This is a genomic window from Pseudomonas sp. USHLN015 (assembly GCF_037153275.1).
In the GTDB taxonomy this organism is placed as follows: Bacteria; Pseudomonadota; Gammaproteobacteria; order Pseudomonadales; family Pseudomonadaceae; genus Metapseudomonas; species Metapseudomonas tohonis.
Genome location: NZ_JBBCKP010000012.1, coordinates 181,559 through 202,546 on the forward strand (window position 1 = coordinate 181,559; position 20,988 = coordinate 202,546).

At 67.7% G+C, this 20,988-nt stretch carries 22 protein-coding genes and 1 pseudogene; 14 read left to right on the forward strand and 9 right to left on the reverse strand.

The features are described from left to right. The first annotated feature begins 91 nt into the window (after positions 1-91). Together earP and efp are read left to right on the forward strand one after the other, a co-directional pair. The gene (earP, locus tag WFQ67_RS24680; protein WP_337058462.1) at positions 92-1,219 is read left to right on the forward strand and encodes an elongation factor P maturation arginine rhamnosyltransferase EarP; all 1,128 of its coding nucleotides are present in this window, start codon (positions 92-94) and stop codon (positions 1,217-1,219) included. 43 nt (positions 1,220-1,262) lie between these two features. Further along, a complete protein-coding gene (gene efp, locus WFQ67_RS24685) occupies positions 1,263-1,829 on the forward strand; it encodes an elongation factor P (protein ID WP_173178410.1) in 567 nt (188 codons plus the stop codon). Between the two features lie 69 nt (positions 1,830-1,898). Here the strand turns inward: efp and WFQ67_RS24690 are convergent, their stop codons facing one another. After that, on the reverse strand, positions 1,899-2,924 hold the full coding sequence (locus WFQ67_RS24690) for an alpha/beta hydrolase (protein ID WP_337058463.1): 1,026 nt from the start codon (positions 2,922-2,924) through the stop codon (positions 1,899-1,901). 150 nt (positions 2,925-3,074) lie between these two features. Beyond that, positions 3,075-3,527 carry a MarR family winged helix-turn-helix transcriptional regulator gene (locus WFQ67_RS24695; protein ID WP_111264151.1) on the reverse strand — a complete coding sequence of 151 codons (453 nt, stop codon included), beginning with the start codon at positions 3,525-3,527 and terminating at the stop codon, positions 3,075-3,077. A gap of 153 nt (positions 3,528-3,680) precedes the next feature. Between WFQ67_RS24695 and WFQ67_RS24700 the strand changes: the two genes are divergently transcribed. After that, positions 3,681-4,187: an RDD family protein gene (locus WFQ67_RS24700; RefSeq protein WP_213629320.1), complete on the forward strand. Its 507-nt coding sequence runs from the start codon at positions 3,681-3,683 to the stop codon at positions 4,185-4,187. 162 nt (positions 4,188-4,349) lie between these two features. On the opposite strand, the gene WFQ67_RS24705 is transcribed toward WFQ67_RS24700, so the two are convergent. Continuing rightward, positions 4,350-5,303 (reverse strand): LysR family transcriptional regulator, encoded by a 954-nt coding sequence (locus WFQ67_RS24705; protein WP_271105708.1) that lies wholly within the window; start codon positions 5,301-5,303, stop codon positions 4,350-4,352. A 100-nt stretch (positions 5,304-5,403) separates the two neighbouring features. On the opposite strand from WFQ67_RS24705, the gene WFQ67_RS24710 reads away from it, so the two are divergent. After that, positions 5,404-6,156: a sulfite exporter TauE/SafE family protein gene (locus WFQ67_RS24710; protein WP_263153796.1), complete on the forward strand. Its 753-nt coding sequence runs from the start codon at positions 5,404-5,406 to the stop codon at positions 6,154-6,156. 80 nt (positions 6,157-6,236) lie between these two features. On the opposite strand, the gene WFQ67_RS24715 is transcribed toward WFQ67_RS24710, so the two are convergent. After that, a complete protein-coding gene (locus tag WFQ67_RS24715; protein ID WP_173180311.1) occupies positions 6,237-7,088 on the reverse strand; it encodes a LysR substrate-binding domain-containing protein in 852 nt (283 codons plus the stop codon). Between the two features lie 97 nt (positions 7,089-7,185). Between WFQ67_RS24715 and WFQ67_RS24720 the strand changes: the two genes are divergently transcribed. From WFQ67_RS24720 to WFQ67_RS24745, 6 genes are all read left to right on the forward strand, one after another. Beyond that, positions 7,186-7,416: a DUF1127 domain-containing protein gene (locus WFQ67_RS24720; RefSeq protein ID WP_213629326.1), complete on the forward strand. Its 231-nt coding sequence runs from the start codon at positions 7,186-7,188 to the stop codon at positions 7,414-7,416. 40 nt (positions 7,417-7,456) lie between these two features. Next, positions 7,457-8,338 carry a PhzF family phenazine biosynthesis protein gene (locus tag WFQ67_RS24725; RefSeq protein ID WP_337058464.1) on the forward strand — a complete coding sequence of 294 codons (882 nt, stop codon included), beginning with the start codon at positions 7,457-7,459 and terminating at the stop codon, positions 8,336-8,338. 19 nt (positions 8,339-8,357) lie between these two features. Then, positions 8,358-8,858 (forward strand): DUF3291 domain-containing protein, encoded by a 501-nt coding sequence (locus WFQ67_RS24730; protein WP_263153801.1) that lies wholly within the window; start codon positions 8,358-8,360, stop codon positions 8,856-8,858. A gap of 22 nt (positions 8,859-8,880) precedes the next feature. Beyond that, positions 8,881-10,098 (forward strand): winged helix-turn-helix domain-containing protein, encoded by a 1,218-nt coding sequence (locus WFQ67_RS24735; protein WP_337058465.1) that lies wholly within the window; start codon positions 8,881-8,883, stop codon positions 10,096-10,098. A gap of 290 nt (positions 10,099-10,388) precedes the next feature. Beyond that, positions 10,389-11,978, forward strand: a complete 1,590-nt coding sequence (locus WFQ67_RS24740; protein ID WP_173180316.1) for an ABC-F family ATPase — start codon at positions 10,389-10,391, stop codon at positions 11,976-11,978. Positions 11,979-12,157: 179 nt separating this feature from the next. Then, positions 12,158-12,424 (forward strand): hypothetical protein, encoded by a 267-nt coding sequence (locus WFQ67_RS24745; protein WP_263153804.1) that lies wholly within the window; start codon positions 12,158-12,160, stop codon positions 12,422-12,424. 67 nt (positions 12,425-12,491) lie between these two features. Here the strand turns inward: WFQ67_RS24745 and WFQ67_RS24750 are convergent, their stop codons facing one another. Continuing rightward, the gene (locus WFQ67_RS24750; RefSeq protein ID WP_044409048.1) at positions 12,492-12,770 is read right to left on the reverse strand and encodes a peptidylprolyl isomerase; all 279 of its coding nucleotides are present in this window, start codon (positions 12,768-12,770) and stop codon (positions 12,492-12,494) included. A 157-nt stretch (positions 12,771-12,927) separates the two neighbouring features. On the opposite strand from WFQ67_RS24750, the gene WFQ67_RS24755 reads away from it, so the two are divergent. Then, positions 12,928-14,130: a PilT/PilU family type 4a pilus ATPase gene (locus WFQ67_RS24755; protein ID WP_373874793.1), complete on the forward strand. Its 1,203-nt coding sequence runs from the start codon at positions 12,928-12,930 to the stop codon at positions 14,128-14,130. Between the two features lie 33 nt (positions 14,131-14,163). Here WFQ67_RS24755 and WFQ67_RS24760 read toward each other — a convergent pair whose 3' ends face one another. From WFQ67_RS24760 to WFQ67_RS24775, 4 genes are all read right to left on the reverse strand, one after another. After that, the gene (locus WFQ67_RS24760; RefSeq protein ID WP_337058466.1) at positions 14,164-14,922 is read right to left on the reverse strand and encodes a substrate-binding periplasmic protein; all 759 of its coding nucleotides are present in this window, start codon (positions 14,920-14,922) and stop codon (positions 14,164-14,166) included. Positions 14,923-14,997: 75 nt separating this feature from the next. Further along, a complete protein-coding gene (locus WFQ67_RS24765) occupies positions 14,998-15,969 on the reverse strand; it encodes a DUF4431 domain-containing protein (RefSeq protein WP_337058467.1) in 972 nt (323 codons plus the stop codon). A 157-nt stretch (positions 15,970-16,126) separates the two neighbouring features. Then, complete coding sequence (locus WFQ67_RS24770) at positions 16,127-18,082, reverse strand: acetoacetate--CoA ligase (RefSeq protein WP_337058468.1); 1,956 nt, start codon at positions 18,080-18,082, stop codon at positions 16,127-16,129. A gap of 107 nt (positions 18,083-18,189) precedes the next feature. Further along, the gene (locus WFQ67_RS24775; protein ID WP_173180321.1) at positions 18,190-19,104 is read right to left on the reverse strand and encodes a LysR family transcriptional regulator; all 915 of its coding nucleotides are present in this window, start codon (positions 19,102-19,104) and stop codon (positions 18,190-18,192) included. A 122-nt stretch (positions 19,105-19,226) separates the two neighbouring features. On the opposite strand from WFQ67_RS24775, the gene WFQ67_RS24780 reads away from it, so the two are divergent. The 3 genes and pseudogenes from WFQ67_RS24780 to WFQ67_RS24790 all read left to right on the forward strand — a co-directional run. After that, positions 19,227-19,925, forward strand: a complete 699-nt coding sequence (locus WFQ67_RS24780; protein WP_213629339.1) for a CoA transferase subunit A — start codon at positions 19,227-19,229, stop codon at positions 19,923-19,925. Positions 19,926-19,964: 39 nt separating this feature from the next. After that, a complete protein-coding gene (locus tag WFQ67_RS24785; RefSeq protein ID WP_173180323.1) occupies positions 19,965-20,621 on the forward strand; it encodes a CoA transferase subunit B in 657 nt (218 codons plus the stop codon). A 106-nt stretch (positions 20,622-20,727) separates the two neighbouring features. Further along, positions 20,728-20,988: pseudogene (locus tag WFQ67_RS24790) on the forward strand (acetyl-CoA C-acetyltransferase); the annotation flags it as partial.

Sequence of the window (20,988 nt, forward strand, 5' to 3'; positions counted from 1 at the left end):
CACCCCCTTTGGCCCGCCACCTGGCGGGCCTTGTTTTTTCCGCCCGGGCCGGCTGCGGGTAAACTGCCGGCTTTTATCGCGGAAGCCCCTCGTGAACTGGGACATTTTCTGTAGCGTCGTGGACAACTACGGCGATATCGGCGTGACCTGGCGCCTGGCGCGCCAGCTGGTGGCCGAGCACGGCCTGCGGGTGCGTCTCTGGGTGGACGAGCCGGCCGCCTTCGCGCGGCTGTGCCCCGGCGCCGATGCCAGGGCCGATCGCCAGGTGCACCAGGGCGTGGAGGTACGCCACTGGCCGGCCGAGTGGCAGCCGACGGAACCTGCGGACGTGGTGATCGAGGCCTTCGCCTGCCAGCTGCCCGCTGCCTACCGGGAGGCCATGGCTGCACGGGCCCGCTCGCCGCTCTGGTTGAACCTGGAGTACCTCAGCGCCGAGGAGTGGGTGGAAGGCTTCCACGGCCTGCCGTCCCTGCAGGCCGATGGGCTGCAGAAGTTCTTCTTCTTCCCGGGGTTCACCGAGCGCACCGGCGGCCTGCTGCGCGAGCGCGGCTTGCTCGACCGGCGCGATGCCTTGCGCGGCAAGCCCGGGGCCCGGGCCGATTTCCTCCGCACGCTCGGCGTGCAGCACCGGCCGGGTGAGCGGCTGATCTCCCTGTTCGCCTACGAGAATGCGGCGCTGCCCGGCTGGCTCGATGCCTTGGCGGCGGACCCGCGCGCCACCCAGGTGCTGGTGCCCGAAGGGCGCGTGCTGGGCGATGTGGCGAACTGGCTCGGTGCCGGTGGCCTGGCCGTGGGTGACAGGCACCAGCGCGGCAACCTGGTGCTGCAGGTGCTGCCCTTCCTGTCCCAGGACGATTACGACCGCCTGCTCTGGTGCTGCGACTTCAACGCGGTGCGCGGGGAAGATTCCTTCGTGCGTGCGCAATGGGCCGGCCAGCCGATGCTCTGGCACATCTACCAGCAGGAGGACGATGTTCACCTGGAGAAGCTCTACGCCTTCCTCGCCCGCTATGTCGCCGACCTGGACGAGGCGCCGGCGCGGGCGTTGCTCGCGGCCTGGCGGGTGTGGAACCAGGGGGGCGACATGGGCGCCGCCTGGTTGGCGATGCAGTCTTTCGAGGCCTGCTTGCAGGCCCATGCCGCGAAATGGTGCGGGTTGCAGGCGGGTCGCCAGGATCTGGCGGCAGGGCTGGTGCATTTTTATACAAATTGGATATGATACGCGGCCTGTTTTTTGTCACTCATCCAAATCGGATATTCGTATGAAAACCGCTCAAGAGTTCCGCGCTGGCCAGGTTGCCAACATCAATGGCTCCCCCTGGGTCATCCTGAAAGCCGAGTTCAACAAGTCCGGCCGCAACAGCGCAGTCGTCAAGATGAAGCTGAAGAACCTGCTCAACGGTTCCGCCACCGAGACCGTGTTCAAGGCCGACGACAAGCTGGAACCGGTAATCCTGGATCGCAAGGAAGTTACCTACTCCTACTTCGCTGATCCGCTGTATGTGTTCATGGACAACGAATTCAACCAGTACGAGATCGAGAAAGACGATCTGGAAGCCGTACTGACCTTCATCGAAGACGGCATGACCGACATCTGTGAAGCCGTGTTCTTCAACGAGAAAGTCATTTCCGTCGAACTGCCGACCACCATCGTCCGCCAGATCGCCTACACCGAACCTTCCGTTCGTGGCGACACCTCCGGCAAAGTGATGAAGACCGCTCGCCTGAACAACGGTGCCGAGCTGCAGGTTTCCGCCTTCTGCGAAATCGGCGACTCCATCGAGATCGATACCCGCACCGGCGAGTACAAGTCCCGCGTCAAGGCCTAAGCCTTTAGCGAGATGTGAAAAGCCCGGCCTAGGCCGGGCTTTTTGTTGCCTGTGATTTTTCGCCTGGATTCACTGCAGGTGCTTCTTCAGCTCGGCGCCGGCCTGGAGCATGGCCGAGCGCACCGCCGGGACCTGGTTGACCACGTTGAGCAGGCCGTAGTCGTGGATCATGCCGTTGTAGCGCACGGCGGTGACCTCGACGCCGGCGGCGTCCAGCTTGCGGGCGTAGGCTTCGCCTTCGTCACGCAGCACGTCGAACTCGGCGGTCTGGATCAGGGTCGGCGGCAGGCCTTTCAGTTGCTCGGTGGTGGCGCGCAGGGGCGAGGCGTGGATCTCGGCGCGCTGCTTCGGGTCGGTGGTGTAGCTGTCCCAGAACCACTGCATCATCGGCTTGGTGAGGAAGTGCCCCTGGGCGAACTGGTTGTACGAGGCCGTCTCGAAGTTGGCGTCGGTCACCGGCCACAGCAACACCTGGGCGCGCAGTTTCGGGGTGCCCTGTTCCTTGGCCATCAGCGCCACCACCGCGGCCATGTTGCCGCCGACGCTGTTGCCGGCCACGGCCAGGCGCGAGCTGTCGACGCCGATGTCCTTGCCGTGCTCGGCCACCCATTTAGTGGCGGCGTAGGCCTGGTTGATGGCGGTGGGGTACTTGGCCTCGGGGGAGGGGGTGTAGTTCACGTAGACGGCGACCGCGCCGGAGTTCACCACCAGGTCATGAATCAGGCGTTCGTGGGTCGGGTAGTCGCCCAGCACCCAGCCGCCGCCGTGGAAGAACATGAACACCGGCAGGTCGCCCTTGGCGCCTTCGGGGCGGACGAGGGTCAGCTCCAGGGGCTGGCCGTTGATCTCGATGCTCTTCTTCTCGACACGGGTGCCGGAGAGGTCGACCTTGACGCCGGCCTGGGCGCCCACCAGCACGGCGCGGGCATCCTTCGGCGCGAGGGTTTCCAGGGGCTTGCCGTTGCCGGCTTCGAGGGCTTCGAGGAAGGCCTGGGTGGTGTGTTCCACGCCGGGGCTGCCGGCGGCGAAGGCGCTGCCGATGGACAGGGCGAGAAGGCTGCCGGTGAGGAGGGTGCCGATGCGCTGGGTGGTCATGGTGGTTCTCCGCTGGATTCGTTTGGTTTCGTAAAATATTGCGCGCTAACTAAGTGCGTGATGTGGAAATTAGCGATCATTTAGTTTGCGCGCAAGATATTTATCGAGAACAAAACCGAATAACGCGCCAGCGAAACAGGAATAAGGCCGTCAGACGGCCTTTTGCAGGCTCCTGCGCAGGTTCACCAGTTCGTCCTTCAGCTGGCCGAGGCTGGCAATGTCCATCTCGCTGGCGGCGAGGATGCAGGCGGGCACGCGCTGGGCCTGCTTGTGCATGGCACGGCCCTTGTCGGTGAGGTGCAGTTCGACCACGCGTTCGTCGGCGCTGCTGCGGGTGCGGGTGATCAGGCCTTCGGCTTCCAGGCGTTTGAGCAGGGGGGTGAGGGAGCCCGGGTCGGTGAGCAGGCGCGCGCTGATATCGCCCACGGTGATGCCGTCGCCTTCCCAGAGCACCATCATCGCCAGGTACTGCGGGTAGGTGAGGCCCAGTTCCTGCAGCAACGGCTTGTACACCTTGGTCATCAGCAGGGAGGTGGAATACAGGGCAAAGCACAGCTGGTTGTCGAGCAGCAGGTCGTCGCAACGTTCGAGCGGGGTGTTCATGGCGGCCTCCTTGGGGGCTGGAATGGTCATAATTTAGCGCACAAGCCTTTCGTGAGCAAAATTTGACCGGTTCTCATTTCGGCGAGCCGGCACTTGCGCCATGGCGGGCAGAGGCCAGAATTGCGTGCTGAATCCACGCAAGGAAAGCTGCAAATGACCGACACCCAGAACCCCTATCAATCGCCCCAGGCGGAACTGACCCACGAAGCCACCGGCCTGCCGCTGGCTGCTCGGGGCTCGCGCCTCGGTGCCGCGCTCATCGACGGGATGATCCTGTTGTGCGTCACCCTGCCCATCAGCTACCTGCTCGGTCTCTACGATGGAATCATGGAGGGTGCGCAGCCCGGGTTCGGTCAGCAGGCGCTGGGCTCGCTGGTGGGGATCGTCGTGTTCCTGGCGATCAACGGGCACTTCCTGAAGAACTACGGCCAGACCGTGGGCAAGCGCATCCTCAAGCTCGCCATCGTCGATCTGCAAGGCAACAAGCCCGAGTGGATCACCATGTACCTCAAGCGCTACCTGCTCTGGGGCCTGGTCGCCTACATCCCGATCATCGGTGGCCTGGTGCTGCTGGCGAACTACCTGTTCATCTTCCGTGAGGACCGCCGCTGCCTGCACGACCTGACCGCCGGCACCCGCGTGGTGCAACTGCCCAACTGATGGCGCGGCCGCCCGGGCTTTGATCCGGGCGGTTATTCCGTGGTGATGGATTTCGCTTCGCTCTACACCATCCTACGTTGCGGCTCTTGCCCGCTCTCCCCTGGATGGGTAGGAGCGAGCTCTGCTCGCGAAGCGTTTCGCCGGCGTTGCTGTGCCGTACCCTCAAGACTGTCCCAGCCCACTCAGGGCCAGGTCCCAGGGTGGCACGGGGCCGAAGCGGTTCTTGAGAAATTCCAGCAACAGCCGGCTCCGCGAGCTGGCTTCGCCTTCCAGGCGCAGGGCATAGATGCCGCTGGGCTCCGGGGCGGGCAGGCCGTTCTCGCAGAGCAGCGGCACCAACTCGCCACGCAGCAGGTAGTCGCTGATCAGCCAGGTCGGCAGGTGGGCAACGCCCAGCCCGGCAACGGCACTGAACAACAGGGTCTCGGCGTTATTGGCCGTCATGCGCATGCGCCGGGGGCGGATCACCTGGCTGCGGCCCTCCACCTCAAAACGCCAGGCGTAGGGCGGGGCGAGGGCGTCCCAGTCGAGGCCGTCGTGGTCGGTCAGCTCGCGCGGGTCCCGGGGCACGCCGCGCCGGCGCAGGTAGTCGGGGCTGGCACAGAGCACGCGCACCAGCGGCGACAGCGGTGTCGCCACCAGGCGGGTGTCCGCCAGCGGGCCGATGCGCAGCACCAGGTCCACCTCGCCCAGGTGTGTGCCGTGCATGTCGATGAAGCTGTCGATCAGCCGCAACTGCACGTCCAGCCCCGGGTAGGTGACGAGGAATTCGGCGATGGCCGGTGCCAGGTGGCGACGGCCGAAGGGGGCGGGCGCATCGATGCGGATCAGCCCCTCCGGCGCGCTACTCAGGGACACGGCCTCGGCCCGTGCCAGGCGCAGCTCGGCGAGTATCCGCCTGGCCCGTTCGGCGAAGGCGAGCCCCGCCGGTGTCGCGCGCACCGCATGGGTGCTGCGGGCGAAGAGGGTGCTGCCGAGGCTGCGTTCCAGGGTGTCGATGCGCCGGGCCACGGCCGAGGGCGTGAGCGGGTGGCGTCGGGCGGCGGCGGAGAAGCTGCCGGCCTCTAGCACGTCGAGGAAGAGGGCCAGCTGTTCGGTCAATGCATCGGGATTCATGGGGGTGCCTGTGCCAATTACGCAAAGCCATTGTGCGTTGCTGTGCGTTTCCGTGCTAGCCAAGGCTGCGTAGCATGCGCGGCATCTGATCGGAGGCGTTATGGATCTGTTTGCTATCGCGTTGAATGTGGTGCTCGGTGCGGCCCTTGGCACCCTGGGTGGGCTGTTCGGGATCGGCGGAGGGCTGATCGCCATTCCCGCCCTGGGCGTGCTCTTCGGCCTCGACCAGCAACTGGCCCAGGGCACCGCCCTGGTGATGGTGGTGCCCAACGTGCTGCTGGCGCTCTGGCGCTACCACCAGCGCAACCGCATCGATCCGCGCTTTGCGTTGTTGCTGGCGGTGACCAGCTTCGGCTTCGCCTGGCTGGCGTCGCTGTTCGCGGTGCGCCTGGAGGCGGAAAGCATGCGCCTGGCCTTCGTCGGCTTCCTGCTGGCCCTGGCGGCCTACAACTTCGCCCGCATGTTCATGGCCACGGCCACGGCCAGCGCGGAACTGCGCCATCCCTGGCCCTGGCTGGGCGTGCTCGGCGGGTTCGCCGGTGCCATGGGCGGGCTGTTCGGGGTGGGTGGCGCGGTGGTCGCCACGCCGGTGCTGACCAGCGTCTTCGGCACCACCCAGGTGGTTGCCCAGGGGCTGTCGCTGTCCCTTGCCGCGCCCAGCACCGCGGTGACCCTGGCCACCTACGGCCTCAACCATCACGTCAACTGGGCGATGGGCATTCCCCTGGCTGTCGGCGGGCTGCTCAGCATCAGCTGGGGCGTACGCCTGGCCCATGCGCTGCCGGAGCGCGTACTGCGCACGGCGTTCTGCGTGTTCCTGCTGGTCTGTGCGGTGATGCTGGCGTTCGAGTGATCGAACCTGCGCGGGGGGCGGGCCGCCTGCATCCTGCGGGAACGCCGCCGAGGCTTCGCCAAAGCGAAGCCCGGCACGACTTACAAGCGGAAGCCTTCGACGATGTGCTCGGCCAGGGTCTCGGTCACCGGTGAACTGCTGCGCGGATTGCGCACCAGCACGATGCTGCAGGCGGGCAGGGCGGGCAGGCCCTCGGCTTCGCCCAGGATGCGCATGTCGGGCGTGATCAGGCTCTGCAACTGGGCGGTCACCGCGAGGCCGGCGCTGACCACCGCCATGATCGCCGACAGGCTGGGGCTGGTGTAGGCAACGCGATAGGGGCGCTCGATGGCGTCCAGTGCGTTGCAGGCCCAGGCGCGGCAGAAGCAGTCGGTGTTGAACATCGCCAGCGGCAGCTGGGATTGCTCGTGGGGGCTGAAGCCGATGGCCTCCGCCCAGACGAAGCGCTCCTGGCGCAGCAACTGGCCGATCTCGGTGCCCGGCTCACGGGTGATGATCGACAGGTCCAGGTCCTGGCGTTGCAGCAGCTGCGAGGACGACTCGCAATGCACCTCCACCTGCACCAGCGGGTAGGACTGGGCGAAGCGCGAGAGGATGCCCGGCAGGAAGCGCATCACGTAGTCATCCGGCGTGCCGATGCGCACCGAGCCGACCATGTGCGGCTCGCGCAGGGTGGTCATCACCTCGCCGTGCAGCTTGAGGATGCGCCGCGCGTAGCTCAGCAGGATCTGCCCCTCGGCGGTCAGCCGCACCTGGCGGCCGTCGCGTTCGAACACCGTGCGCTCCAGCACGTCCTCTTCCAGTCGCTTCATCTGCATGCTCACGGCCGACTGGGTGCGGTTGACCACTTCGGCTGCGCGGGTGAAGCCGCCGTTGTCGGCGATGGCGACGAAGGTGCGCAGCAGTTCCGTGTCGATGGCGGGGTAGCTCATTCATCAATTCCCGAGATGCAGTGCATAAGAAACATTCGTTGGATTGATCATATGCGTCGCAGGAAACTGTCGCCAACCCCACAAGGAGGGCGATGCGATGAAAGGTCAATTCGGTTTCGTAGGCACGCTGCACCCCACCCACCGGCCCGCCGTTCGTGGCTCCCATCTTTCCATCGGCGCGCGCCTGCTGCGCTGGTACCAGCTGTACCGCCAGCGCCGCGAGCTCGCCGGCCTGAGTGATGCCATGCTCAAGGACCTGGGCCTGTCCCGGGGCGACGTGATGCAGGAAAGCGAGCGGCCGTTCTGGGACGACCCGCTGGCCAAGTGATCCCCCACATTTGAGTGAACCCAGACAACAAGGAAACGCGATGCAAGTCGAAGTCAGGATCGTGAATGCGTTCGTCGATGGCGGACAAGGTGGCAACCCGGCTGGCGTGGTGCTCGACGCCGATGCGCTGACCGCCGTGCAGAAGCAGGCGATCGCCGCACAGCTCGGGTTGTCGGAGACGGCCTTCGTCTCTGCCTCCGCCCAGGCCGCCTTCAAGCTGGAATTCTTCACCCCCAACCGGCAGATCCCCCACTGCGGCCACGCCACCGTGGCCACCTTCTCGCTGCTGCGCCAGCTGGGCAAGGTCGGCGAGGGCTGGAGCAATAAGGAAACCATCGACGGCAATCGCGACATCTACATCGAAGGTGACCGCGTGTTCATGGAGCAACGCGCACCGCAGTACCAGGACCTCGAGCCCGGCTCGCGCCTGCTGGCGGAGAGCCTCGCCGCGCTGGGCCTTGCGCCCGGGCAACTGGCCGATGGGCTGCTGAGCTCGCGGGTCAGCACCGGTGTCGCCTTCGTCGTCGTGCCGCTGCGCAGCGAAGCCGATGTCGCCGCCATCCACACCGACCTGGAGGCCCTCGAACGCATCAGCGAGGAGCTGGACGTCATCGGCTTCTACGCCTTCTCCCGCGACAGCCGCCAGCCTGGCCGCGTAGCCGGTGCGCGGATGTTCGCGCCGCGCTTCGGCATCCCCGAGGAGCCCGCCACCGGCATGGCCGCCGGCCCCCTGGCGTGCTACCTGCACGACCGCGTGGGTGTGCCCGGCGCGCAACTGCTGATCGAGCAGGGCTACCTGATGCGGCCGGCCTCGCCGAGCCTGATCACCGTCGACCTGGACCTGGACGGCGAAGGGCGCATACAGCGCCTGATGGCCGGCGGCAACGCCCAGGTGGTGCGCACGCTGAGCCTCGCTATCTGATCCAAGGAAGGAGTTCCCGATGGCCCCTGCCTTCGAACTGGCGCAACTGAACATCGCGCGGATGCTCGCCCCCCTGGAGTCGCCCGGCATGGCCGATTTCGTGGCCAACCTGGCGCGCATCAACGGCCTGGCCGAAGCCTCGCCGGGGTACGTCTGGCGGCTGGAGGACGACGGCGGTGACGCCACCGCCATCCGCCCCTTCGGTGACGACGTGCTGGTCAACCTCTCGGTCTGGCGCGACATGGAGTCCCTGCGCGATTTCACCTACCGCGGCGCCCACACCGAGATGCTCAAGCGCCGCAACGAGTGGTTCTCGCGCATCGGCGACGCGCACCTGGTGTGCTGGTGGGTGCCCGCCGGGCATCGGCCCGACGCGCAGGAAGCCGCCGAGCGCCTGGCCCTCCTGCGCGAGCAGGGGCCGGGGCCCGGGGCCTTCACCTTCCGCCATCCCTTCCCGCCGCCGGCCCCGCTCGCGGGCGATGGGAAAGCCGCTGTCGCGGGTGCTAATGTCCTCGGCTGATTCCCGCGCAAGGACCGATCCGATGCCCCTCGAACTCAGCGCTGCCGAAGCCCGCCGCCTGGCCCTGGCGGCCCAGGGTTTCATGCGGCCGCCCCGTGGCGCCATCCGTGCCAGCCACATCCGGGCGCTGGCCGGGCGCCTCGGCGTCGTGCAGATCGACTCGGTCAACGCGCTGGTACGCTCGCACTACCTGCCGTTCTTTTCCCGCCTCGGCGACTACCCGCGCGAGCTGCTGGACGAGCTCGCCTGGGGCAAGCCGCGGCGCCGCGCGCTGTTCGAATACTGGGGGCACGAGGCTTCGCTGCTGCCCCTGGAGCTCTACCCGGCGATGCGCTGGCGCATGCAGCGGGCGGCGCAGGGGCGTGGCATCTACCAGCAGCTGGCGCGCTTCGGTCGCGAGCAGCGGGACGTGATCCAGCGCGTGCTCGCCGCCGTGCACGAGCAGGGCGCCCTGGGGGCCGGGGCCCTGAGCACCCGCCAGGAACGCGCCGGCCCCTGGTGGGACTGGAGCGCCGAGAAACATGCGATGGAGTGGCTGTTCGCCGCCGGCGAGGTGACGGTCGCCGGGCGGCGGGGCTTCGAGCGGCTCTACGACCTGCCCGAGCGGGTGATTCCGGGCCACCTGCGCACGGGCGCGGAGCTGGCCGAAGCCGATGCCATCCGCCAATTGTTGCTGCACTCGGCCCAGGCCCTGGGCGTTAGCACCGAGAAGGACCTGCGCGACTACTTCCGGCTCGACGTGGCCGATGCCCGCCAGGGCCTGGCCGAACTGGTGGAGAACGGCGACCTGCAGAGGGTCGCCGTGCGCGGCTGGAAGCAGGTGGGCTACTGCCTTGGCGAGCCGGCGGTGCCGCGCAAGGTCAGGGCCAGCGCGCTGCTGTCGCCCTTCGATTCGCTGATCTGGGAGCGTGCCCGCACCGAGCGCCTGTTCGACTTCCACTACCGCCTGGAGATCTACACCCCGGCGGACAAGCGCCGGTACGGCTACTACGTGCTGCCGTTCCTCCACGATGAGCGCATCCCCGCCCGCGTCGACCTGCGCGCCGAGCGTGCCCACGACCGCCTGGCCGTGCACGCCCTGCACGAGGAAACACCCGGGCTCGGCGAGGCGGGCCTGCACGCCCTGGCCGAGAACCTGCGCCGCCTCGCCACCTGGCTGGGGCTGGAGGAGGTCGCCATCACCTGCCAGCGCCCCGGAACCCAGCGCCTGCGCGCGGCCCTGGCGGGGTTGGCTGGCTGAGACGCGCCCGTCGGGTCGCCAGCCAGCCCTGCCGTCCGGCCGGCCGCCGGCTTTAGGCGAACGCTGCCGTATAACTGTCGCCACAGCTATGCGACAATCCGCGCGCTTTTTCACATGAACCCCGCTTTCATCGCCAGGCAGCACGGGCCCCATGCCCGGGCGCTGCTCTTGCGCTATGCCCAACGGGTCGGCCATGACGCCGGCCGGCGGGCCTTGCGAACGCTCCAGACGGGTAGCCGACCGGTACCCGGCGACATTCGAAAGCTGCACACATCTGACAGGTAGACCCCTTGATCTCCACCGCCAACATCACCATGCAGTTCGGCCCCAAGCCGCTGTTCGAGAACGTTTCCGTCAAGTTCGGCAACGGCAACCGCTACGGCCTGATCGGCGCCAACGGCTGCGGCAAGTCGACCTTCATGAAGATCCTCGGCGGTGATCTGGAGCCTTCCGGCGGCCAGGTGATGCTGGAGCCGAACGTGCGCCTGGGCAAGCTGCGCCAGGACCAGTTCGCCTACGAAGACTTCACCGTGATCGACACCGTGATCATGGGGCACGAAGAACTGTGGCGGGTGAAGGCCGAGCGTGACCGCATCTACTCCCTGCCGGAGATGAGCGAGGAAGACGGCATGGCCGTGGCCGAGCTTGAGACCGAGTTCGCCGAGATGGACGGCTACACCGCCGAATCCCGTGCCGGCGAGCTGCTGCTCGGCCTGGGCATCCCGCTGGCCCAGCACTTCGGCCCGATGAGCGAAGTGGCGCCCGGCTGGAAACTGCGCGTGCTGCTGGCCCAGGCGCTGTTCTCGGACCCGGAAGTGCTGCTGCTGGACGAGCCGACCAACCACCTGGACATCAACACCATCCGCTGGCTGGAAAACATCCTCACGGCGCGTAACAGCACCATGATCATCATTTCCCACGACCGTCACTTCCTCAACAGCGTGTGCACCCACATGGCTGACCTGGATTACGGCGAGCTGCGCCTGTTCCCGGGCAACTACGACGAGTACATGACCGCGGCGACCCAGTCGCGCGAGCAGCTCCTGGCCGACAACGCCAAGAAGAAGGCGCAGATCGCCGAACTGCAGACCTTCGTCAGCCGCTTCTCCGCCAACGCCTCGAAAGCCAAGCAGGCCACTTCCCGCGCCAAGCAGATCGACAAGATCCAGCTGGCCGAGGTCAAGCCGTCCAGCCGCGTCAGCCCCTTCATCCGCTTCGAGCAGCACAAGAAGCTGCACCGCCAGGCGGTCACCGTGGAGAAGCTGGCCAAGGGCTTCGAAGGCAAGCAGCTGTTCAAGGGCCTGGACCTGCAGATCGAGGCGGGCGAGCGCGTCGCCATCATCGGCCCCAACGGCATCGGCAAGACCACCCTGCTGCGCACCCTGGTGGGCGAGATGACCCCGGACGCCGGCAGCGTGAAATGGACCGAGAGCGCCGAGCTGGGCTACTACGCCCAGGACCACGCCCATGACTTCGAAGACGACGTCACCCTGTTCGACTGGATGGGCCAGTGGACCCAGGGCGGCGAGCAGCTGGTGCGCGGCACCCTCGGCCGCATGCTGTTCTCCAACGACGAGATCCTCAAGTCGGTCAAGGTGATCTCCGGTGGCGAGCAGGGCCGCATGCTGTTCGGCAAGCTGATCCTGAAGAAGCCCAACGTGCTGGTGATGGACGAACCCACCAACCACCTGGACATGGAATCCATCGAGGCGCTCAACCTGGCGCTGGAGAACTACCCGGGCACGCTGATCTTCGTCAGCCACGACCGCGAGTTCGTCGGCTCCCTGGCCACCCGCATCATCGAGCTCTCGGAGACCGGCGTGACCGACTTCAGCGGCACCTACGACGACTACCTGCGCAGCCAGGGCGTGATCGTCTGACGCGCGCTCCAGCGTCCCGAGAAAGCCCCGCCGATGCGGGGCTTTTTTCTGCCCTGCGGGCCGCCGAACTTGATCGGGCCGGCGTGATGCCGGAAAGTACGACCCCGGCCGACCCTGCCCCGCGACGGATCGGCACCCTCGAACCAACCGGCGCGCGCCGGAAACCCCGTGAGGAAAGCATGCACAAAGCGCTCGCGATACTTCTCCTGGCCTCCCCCCTGGCCTTCGCCGACTCCGCCCAGCCCCGCCACGACTGCCACAAGCCCGAGGTGCCCAAGCAGTTCCGCGACGAAGCGCACCGCGACCAGTTCAGCCGCGACGTGGACAGCTACAGCAAGTGCATCAGCGCCTTCGTCACCGAGCAGAACGAAGCCGTGCGCAAGCACCGCGAGGCCGCGCTGAAGGCCACCGAGGAATGGAACGCCTTCGCCAACTCGATGAAGTGAGGCGGTGGATGCGAAAAGCCCGGCCAGGTGCCGGGCTTTTTCGTTTCAGGCGGGGCGGGCAGGGGCGTCAGTCCCTGAAGAACACCTGCACCAGGTGGTAGCCGAACTGGCTCTTCACCGGGCCGTGGATGGTGCGCACCGGCTTCTTGAAGATCACCTGGTCGATCACCCGCACCATCTGCCCGGGGCGCACCTCGCCCAGGTCGCCGCCGCGCTTGCCGGAAGGGCAGATGGAATGCTTCTTCGCCAGCACGGCGAAGTCCTCGCCCTTGGCCAGGCGCTGCTTGATCTGTTCGGCTTCCGCCTCGGTCTTGACCAGGATGTGGCGGGCAAGGGCCTTGGCCATGGGATTTCCTCGTGGTTTGTGGAGCCGTTCATTGTGCCAGCGCGCGGCGCGCCCATACAGTTCATCGGTTGCGCCTCACCGCGCAGGAAGCCGGGCGAAATTCGCCTACCGTTATTCGAAATGCCCTTTGGACGTTCGCCCCATGGATCTCCCCTCGATGCTCAAGGTTCTGGCCTCCCAGGATGGCTCGGACCTCTACCTGTCCACCGGTGCGCCGCCTTGCGCCAAGTTCAACGGCGTGCTCAAGCCGCTGGGCACCGACCCGCTCAAGCCGGGCGACGTGGCGCGTATCGCCGAATCCATCATGGACCCGGAGCAGCGCGGCGAATTCGACCGCGAGCTGGAGATGAACCTGGCCATCTCCCTGCCCAACATCGGCCGCTTCCGCATCAACATCTTCAAGCAGCGCAACGAGGTTTCCATCGTCGCGCGCAACATCAAGCTGGATATCCCGAAGTTCGAGGACCTCAAGCTCCCCGAGGTGCTGCTCAAGGTGGTGATGGAAAAACGCGGCCTGGTGCTCTTCGTCGGCGGCACCGGCTCGGGCAAGTCCACCTCCCTGGCCGCGCTGATCGACTACCGCAACCGCAACAGCGGCGGGCACATCATCACCATCGAGGACCCGGTGGAGTACGTGCACCGGCACAAGAAATCCATCATCAACCAGCGTGAGGTGGGGGTGGACACCCGCAGCTTCCACGCCGCCCTGAAGAACACCCTGCGCCAGGCGCCGGACGTGATCCTGATCGGCGAGATCCGCGACCGCGAGACCATGGAACACGCCCTGGCCTTCGCCGACACCGGCCACCTGGCCATCTCCACCCTGCACGCCAACAACGCCAACCAGGCGCTGGACCGCATCATCAACTTCTTCCCCGAGGAACGCCGGCCGCAGCTGCTCAACGACCTGGGCAACAACCTCAAGGCCTTCGTCTCCCAGCGCCTGGTGCGCACCTCCGACGGCAAGCGCCGCGCGGCAGTGGAAGTGCTGCTGGGCACCGCCACCATCAGCGACCTGATCAAGCGCGGCGACTTCAGCTCGATCAAGGAAATCATGGAGAAGTCCAAGGCCCTGGGCATGCAGACCTTCGACCAGGCGCTGTTCGACCTGGTGGTGGAGGGCTCGATCCAGGAAGAGGAAGCGATCAAGAACGCCGACTCGGCCAACAACCTGCGCCTCAAGCTCAAGCTGCACCGTGACGGCCCCGGCACCCGGCCCACCGCCGCACCCACCCCGCCCCCCGCACCGACGCCCCAGGCCACCCCGACCCAGGACGCCGCCAGCTGGGGCCTGGAGCTCAAGCTCGAAGAACTGCCCGAGGACGAGCCGCCGCCGGAAGACCCGGGCAAGCACTACTGAACCCTTCCGCCCACCCGTAGGGGGAGAGCCGACCTACGGAGCCTGTCGTTCCAGCAGCGGCTGCGCGTCCTTCAGATACCGCGCCTGGATGCGCTTCAGGCTGCCGTCCGCACGCAGGGCGTCGATGGCCGTGCGCAGGTCGTCCACCAACTGCGGGTCGCAGGCCAGGGAGCAGGCGAGGTAGAGGTCGGTGGCCGCCAGGGGCGGGCTCATGCGCAGGCGCTGGTGCGAGACCCTGGGCCAGATGTAGAGCCCCTCGGGGACGCCGGTGAACCAGGCGTCGATGCGCCCCATCTCCAGCAGCTGCGCGGGTTTGTCGCCCAGCACCAGGGAGCGCATCTGCCCGCCGTCGAAGCCTTCGCGGCGGAGGATCTCGTTCTGCGCGGTGCCCAGGCCGACGCCGATCTGGCGGTAGCGGGCGCGGGCCTCGGCGAAGTCCTTCACCGGCTCGTCGAGGGTGAAGAAGGCCCGTTGCAACTCCATGATCGGTGCGATCCAGGTGTAGGAGGCCTCGCGATCCGGCGTGCGTGACAGCGGGATGACGAGGATGTCGCGGCCCTCCATCGTGCGTTTCTGCGCCCGCGCCCAGGGCGCGACGAGGATGCGCACCTGGTAGCCGGCACGCTTGAGCGCCAGCAGGGTGGCGTCGCCGACCATGCCGTGGCTGGTGCCGGCGTCCGGCATCGTCAATGGGGGCGCATCGGGCAGGTACAGGTCGACCTGCTGGAGCCGGGCGCAAGCCTGGGGGGCGCAGCAGAGCAGGGCGGCGAGGCACAGGGTTCTGGCGAGCACGGCAGGGTCCGTTTCAGGGCGACGCCAGGAGTATAGGAGAGGCCGTCGCCGGCCCGGGGCGGCTCGCCGGAGGGGTCACTCCACCTTCTCGTAGCCGGCCAGGGCCTGGGTGACGGCCGCATCGTCCTTGTAGCGCTGGCGCAGCGCATCGAGCTGGGCGTCGATGCCGGTGCACAGCTCCTCCACCGCCTGGGCGAGCTCCTTGGCGCGTTCCGCGTCGTAGGGTTCCTCGCCGAGGAAGTGTTCGCAATTGGCGTAGCGCTCGGCGAAGGAGGCCACGTCCCCGGGCAGGTCGGCGGCGGCCGCGGCGGGTTCGCCTTGCTCCTCGGGCTGGCCGTCGTCCTCGCTGCGCGACGGGCCGGCGTCCAGCCGGTTTTCATCCACCCAGCCGGTGAAGTCCTCGCCCTTGGAATTGATGTACATGACCTGCATCCAGCCATTCTCGGCGGCGTAGATGGTCACCCCGTCACCGGGGATGATGAACAGCCCGGGGATGGCGCAGGCCTTGTCCGGCGCGCTGTGGAAGTGCAGCCGGCCCTCGCCCTGCACCGTGCCCCACCAGGGCGGATGGAAGCCGGGGGCGTCGGCGGCCTTGGCGGCCAGGGCCTCGCAGTCGGCGCTGGCGGTCGGCTGGTCTTCCACCCGTTGCACGTCCTGCATCAGCAGCGGGGCGTAGTGGAAGGCGGTCTCGGCGGAGAACAGGTGGCCGGCGAGGGTCACCTGCTGGCCCAGGTGCGGCTCGAGCTTCCTGTAGCCGGCCTCGTCCAGCACCAGCTGCACCAGGCGCACGTCCTGCTCGGCGCCCATGTCGGTCTCGTAGTCATTGCCTTTCACACAGGCGGGCTCGGCCAGTACCAGGTAGAAACCGGTGCGCGCCTCGTCGCCGTTCTCGATGCTTTCGAAGTTGGGTGGGCCAGGGTGGGTCTGGCGCTCCAGCTTGCCTTCCAGGTGCGCGGTGGCGGGTTCGAACTCCTGGCACGGGGTGGCCAGGGCGAGGGTGGGCAGGCACAGGCCCAGGCAGAGGAGGGCGCGGGGGATGAGATCCATCTCGGGTTCCAGGTACGGATGAGGCCGCCATGGTAGCGCCGCTGCCCCGGCCATTCCCTTGGCCGTTGGTGCAAGCGTGATGGGGTTCGCAGGGCGGGTGAAGCCCGCGGGTGCCATGCAGCCGCCGGCTCGCACCCGACTTACGGCCTCGTCGCCTTCACCGCGCCAGCTCCGGCAGGTCCCTGAACAGCTCCAGCGCCTGGGGGTTGGCCAGGGCATCGGTGTTCTTCACCGGGCGGCCGTGGACGACATTGCGCACGGCCAGCTCGACGATCTTGCCGCTGAGGGTGCGGGGGATATCGGCGACGGCGATGACCTTCGCCGGCACGTGGCGCGGCGTAGTGTTGTCGCGGATCACCTGGCGGATGCGCGCCTGCAAGGCGTCGTCCAGCGCCACGCCCTCGCGCAGGCGCACGAACAGCACCACGCGTACGTCGCCCTGCCAGTCCTGGCCGATGGCGATGGATTCCAGCACCTGTTCGACCTTCTCCACCTGGCGGTAGATCTCGGCCGTGCCGATGCGCACGCCGCCGGGGTTGAGCACGGCATCCGAGCGGCCGTGGATCACCAGGCCACCGTGGGCGGTCTCCTCGGCGTAGTCGCCGTGGGCCCAGACGCCGGGGAAGGTCTCGAAGTAGGCCGCGCGGAATTTCTCGCCGTCCGGGTCGTTCCAGAAGCCCACCGGCATGGAAGGGAAGTGCCGGGTGCAGACCAGCTCGCCCTTCTCGCCGTGCACCGGCTGGCCGTGCTCGTCCCACACCTGCACGTCCATGCCCAGGCCCTTGCATTGCAGCTCGCCGCGCCGCACCGGCAGCACCGGGTTGCCGAGGGCGAAGCAGGAGACGATGTCGGTGCCGCCGGAGATGGACGACAGGCACAGCTCGGCCTTGATCTCGCGGTAGACGTAGTCGAAGCCCTCGTGGGCCAGGGGCGAGCCGGTGGAGAGCAGCGTCTTGAGGCGCTCCAGGCGATGGCTCTGGCGCGGCCGCGCGCCGGCCTTCTCCAGCGCCGCGAGGTACTTGGCGCTGGTGCCGAAGATGCTGATGCCCTCGGCGTCGATCAGGTCCATCAGCCGCTCGGGGCCGGGGTGGAACGGCGAGCCGTCGTAGAGCACCAGGGTGGCGCCCAGGGCCAGGCCGGACGCCAGCCAGTTCCACATCATCCAGCCGCAGGTGGTGAAGTAGAACAGCGTGTCGTCGGCCTTCAGGTCGCAATGCAGGGCGTGTTCCTTGAGGTGCTGCAGCAGGGTGCCGCCGACGCCGTGGACGATGCACTTGGGCACCCCGGTGGTGCCGCTGGAATAGAGGATGTACAGCGGCTGCTCGAACGGCACCGGAACGAACGCGGGTTCGCCGCCGGGGCGGTAGAAGTCGTCCCACAGGCTGACGCGGGCGGCGGTGGCGAAGTCTTCGGCGCGGGCCTCGGGGCGGGCATAGGGCACCACCACCAGTTGGGCGAGGGTGGGCAGGCGCTGGAGGATTTCATTGAGCTTGGCGGTCAGGTCCAGGGCCTTGCCGGCGTAGTGATAGCCGGCGGCGGCGATCAGCACCTTGGGTTCGATCTGGCCGAAGCGGTCGATCACCCCCTGGGTGCCGAAGTCCGGCGAGCAGGACGACCAGGTGGCGCCGAGGCTGGCGGTGGCGAGCATGCCCACCACCGTCTGCCAGGTGTTGGGCATGAAGGCCGCCACGCGGTCGCCGATGCCCACCCCGGCGGCGGCCAGGCGCTGCTGCAGGCCGGCGACGTGGGCGGCCAGCTCGGCGTGGCTGAGCGGCTCGCGGCGACCGTCCTCGGCCACGGCCACCAGCGCCGGGTGGTCATCGCGGCGGCGCAGCAGGTGCTCGGCGAAGTTCAGGGTGGCCCCGGGGAACCAATGGGCGCTGGGCATGGCCGGGCCTTCCTCCAGCACCGTGCGGGGCGGGGTGTGGAAATTCACGTCGAAGGCGTCCACCAGGGCCTGCCAGAAGGCTTCCCGCTGCTCGACGCTCCAGGCGTGCAGGGCGGCGTAGTCGGGCAGGTCGAGGCCGTGGCGCAGGGCGATCTCGCGGCGGAAGGCGTCCATCCGCGTGGCGGCGATGCGTTGCGCGCTGGGGGTCCACAGGGGCTGGCTCATCGGGCGACTCCTCTTCTTCTACGGCTGGGCCCACTGCGCTGGCGGGCGATGTCCATAGCATGGCACGGGCCGTGGACGGCCGCGCCGGTACAAGGTTAGGGGTGGTCTCACTCGCCGGGTTCCGCAGGCCCCTGGCGATTCCAGTCGCGCAGGTGCAGCAGCGCGTCGGCCAGGGCCTGGGCGGCGGTGGAAAGCGTGTGCCCGGCGAGCCACAGCAGGCCCACGCGGCGCTCGATCTGCGGGTCGCGCAGGGCGATGCAGCGGGCGCCCAGTTCCTCCATCTGCTGGATGCACAGGCTGGGCACCGCGCTCACGCCCAGGCCCTGGGCGACCATGCGCCCGACCGTCACCAACTGGTGGCTCTCCAGGGCCACCGGCAGCCGGCCGTGCCGCGCCGCCACCCGCTCCTCCAGCAGCAGGCGCACGGCGGAGGGGCGTTGCAGGGTGATGAAGGGCTCGCCCAGCAGCTCCGCCCAGCTCACTTCCCGGCGCTCGGCCAGCGGGCAATCGCCGGGCACCACGGCGACGAAACGGTCGCTGTAGAAGGGCGTGAAGGCCAGGCCGTCGAGGGACTCCGGCTCGAAGGCGATGCCCAGCTCGACGCGGTGGTTGCGCACCATCTCCAGCACCTGCTCGTTGATCACGTCGTGCACCGCGACGTTGACCTTCGGGTGGCGGTCGCGGAAGGCCTTGAGGCCCACCGGCAGCAGGTTGCCGGCGAAGGAGGGCATGGCGGCGATGGCCACCTTGCCCAGCTGCAGGGTGAAGTGCTGGCGCAGCAGCTCCTCGGCGTTGTCCCAGTCCGCCAGCAGGCGCCGGGCGATGGGCAGCAGGGTCTCGCCCTCCGGCGTCAGCGCCACGCTGCGGGTGGTGCGCACCAGCAACTGGCCGCCGAGGGATTCCTCCAGGTTCTTGATCGCCAGGGACAGCGCCGGCTGGGACAGGTGCAGGCGCTCGCAGGCCTGGGCGAAGCTCAGGCTCTGGGCGACGGCGAGGAAGGCACGCAGTTGCTTGACGGTCATTGATTTGTTTTGCCGATCAATAGCGAGGAAAAACAAAATTAACAAATGAGTCGAACGAGGAGAAGCTTGGGCCCACTCGCCGGCCACGTGCCGGGCCAAAGACAATCACAAGAGGCAGCACCATGAGTGGACTCGACAAGCGCGTAGGCAGCTACGAGGAAGCCCTCGAAGGGCTCACCGACGGCATGACCGTCCTCGCCGGGGGCTTCGGCCTGTGCGGCATCCCCGAGAACCTGATCGCCGAGATCCGCCGCCGTGGCGTGCGCGACCTCACCGTGGTCTCCAACAACTGCGGCGTCGATGGCTTCGGCCTCGGCGTGCTGCTGGAAGACCGGCAGATCCGCAAGATGATCGCCTCCTACGTCGGCGAGAACGCCCTGTTCGAGCAGCAACTGCTCAGCGGCGAACTGGAAGTCGAGCTCACCCCCCAGGGCTCCCTCGCCGAGAAGCTGCGCGCCGGCGGCGCCGGCATCCCCGCCTTCTACACCGCCACCGGCTACGGCACCCCGGTCGCCGAAGGCAAGGAGGCCCGCGAATTCAACGGCCGCCCCTACATCCTCGAGCCGGCCATCACCGGCGACTTCGCCATCGTCAAGGGCTGGAAGGCCGACCGCTACGGCAACGTGATCTACCGCCACACCGCACAGAACTTCAACCCGGTGGTGGCCACCGCCGGCCGCATCACCGTGGTCGAGGTGGAGGAGATCGTCGAGCCCGGCGAGCTGGACCCGAGCCAGATCCACACCCCGGGCATCTACGTCGATCGCATCATTCAGGGCACCTTCGAGAAGCGCATCGAAAAGCGCACCACTCGCTCCTGAGCATCCTCTCCGATAACAGAACAAGATGAGGCCTTTGAAATGGCACTGACCCGCGAACAGATGGCCCAGCGCGTGGCCCGCGAACTGAAGGACGGCTACTACGTGAACCTGGGGATCGGCATCCCCACCCTGGTGGCCAACTACGTGCCCGAGGGCATGGAGGTGATGCTGCAATCCGAGAACGGCCTGCTGGGCATGGGCGCCTTCCCCACCGAGGAGGAAGTCGACGCCGACATGATCAACGCCGGCAAGCAGACGGTCACCGCCAGCAAGGGCGCGGCGATCTTCGACTCCGCCGAATCCTTCGCCATGATCCGTGGCGGCCACGTCGACCTCACGGTGCTGGGCGCCTTCGAGGTGGACGTGCAGGGCAACATCGCCTCCTGGATGATCCCCGGCAAGCTGGTCAAGGGCATGGGCGGCGCGATGGACCTGGTGGCCGGCGCCGACAACATCATCGTCACCATGACCCACGCCTCCAAGGACGGCGAGTCCAAGCTGCTCAAGCATTGCAGCCTGCCGCTCACCGGCTGCCGCTGCATCCGCAAGGTGCTCACCGACCTGGCCTACCTGGAGATCGAGGACGGCGCCTTCATCCTCCGCGAGCGCGCCCCGGGCGTCAGCATCGAGGAGATCGTCGCCAAGACCGCCGGCAAGCTGATCGTCCCGGACGATGTGATCGAAATGAGCTTCTGATTGCTCTGCCGCCCCGCGGACGAAACGCCACGCACGCTTCGTCCACGGGGCGGTCTTTTGTTCATCGGCCATGCCCGTGCGGCGTGGCCCCGCAGGAGAACCGAACATGCAAGACGTCGTCATAGTCGCCGCCACCCGCACCGCCGTCGGCAGCTTCCAGGGCTCGCTGGCCAACATCCCCGCCCCCGAGCTGGGCGCCGCGGTGATCCGCCAGTTGCTGGCCCAGACCGGTATCGATGGCGCCTTGGTGGATGAAGTCATCCTCGGCCAGGTGCTCACCGCAGGTTCCGGCCAGAACCCCGCGCGCCAGGCCGCCATCCTCGCCGGCCTGCCCAACGCCGTGCCGGCCATGACCCTGAACAAGGTC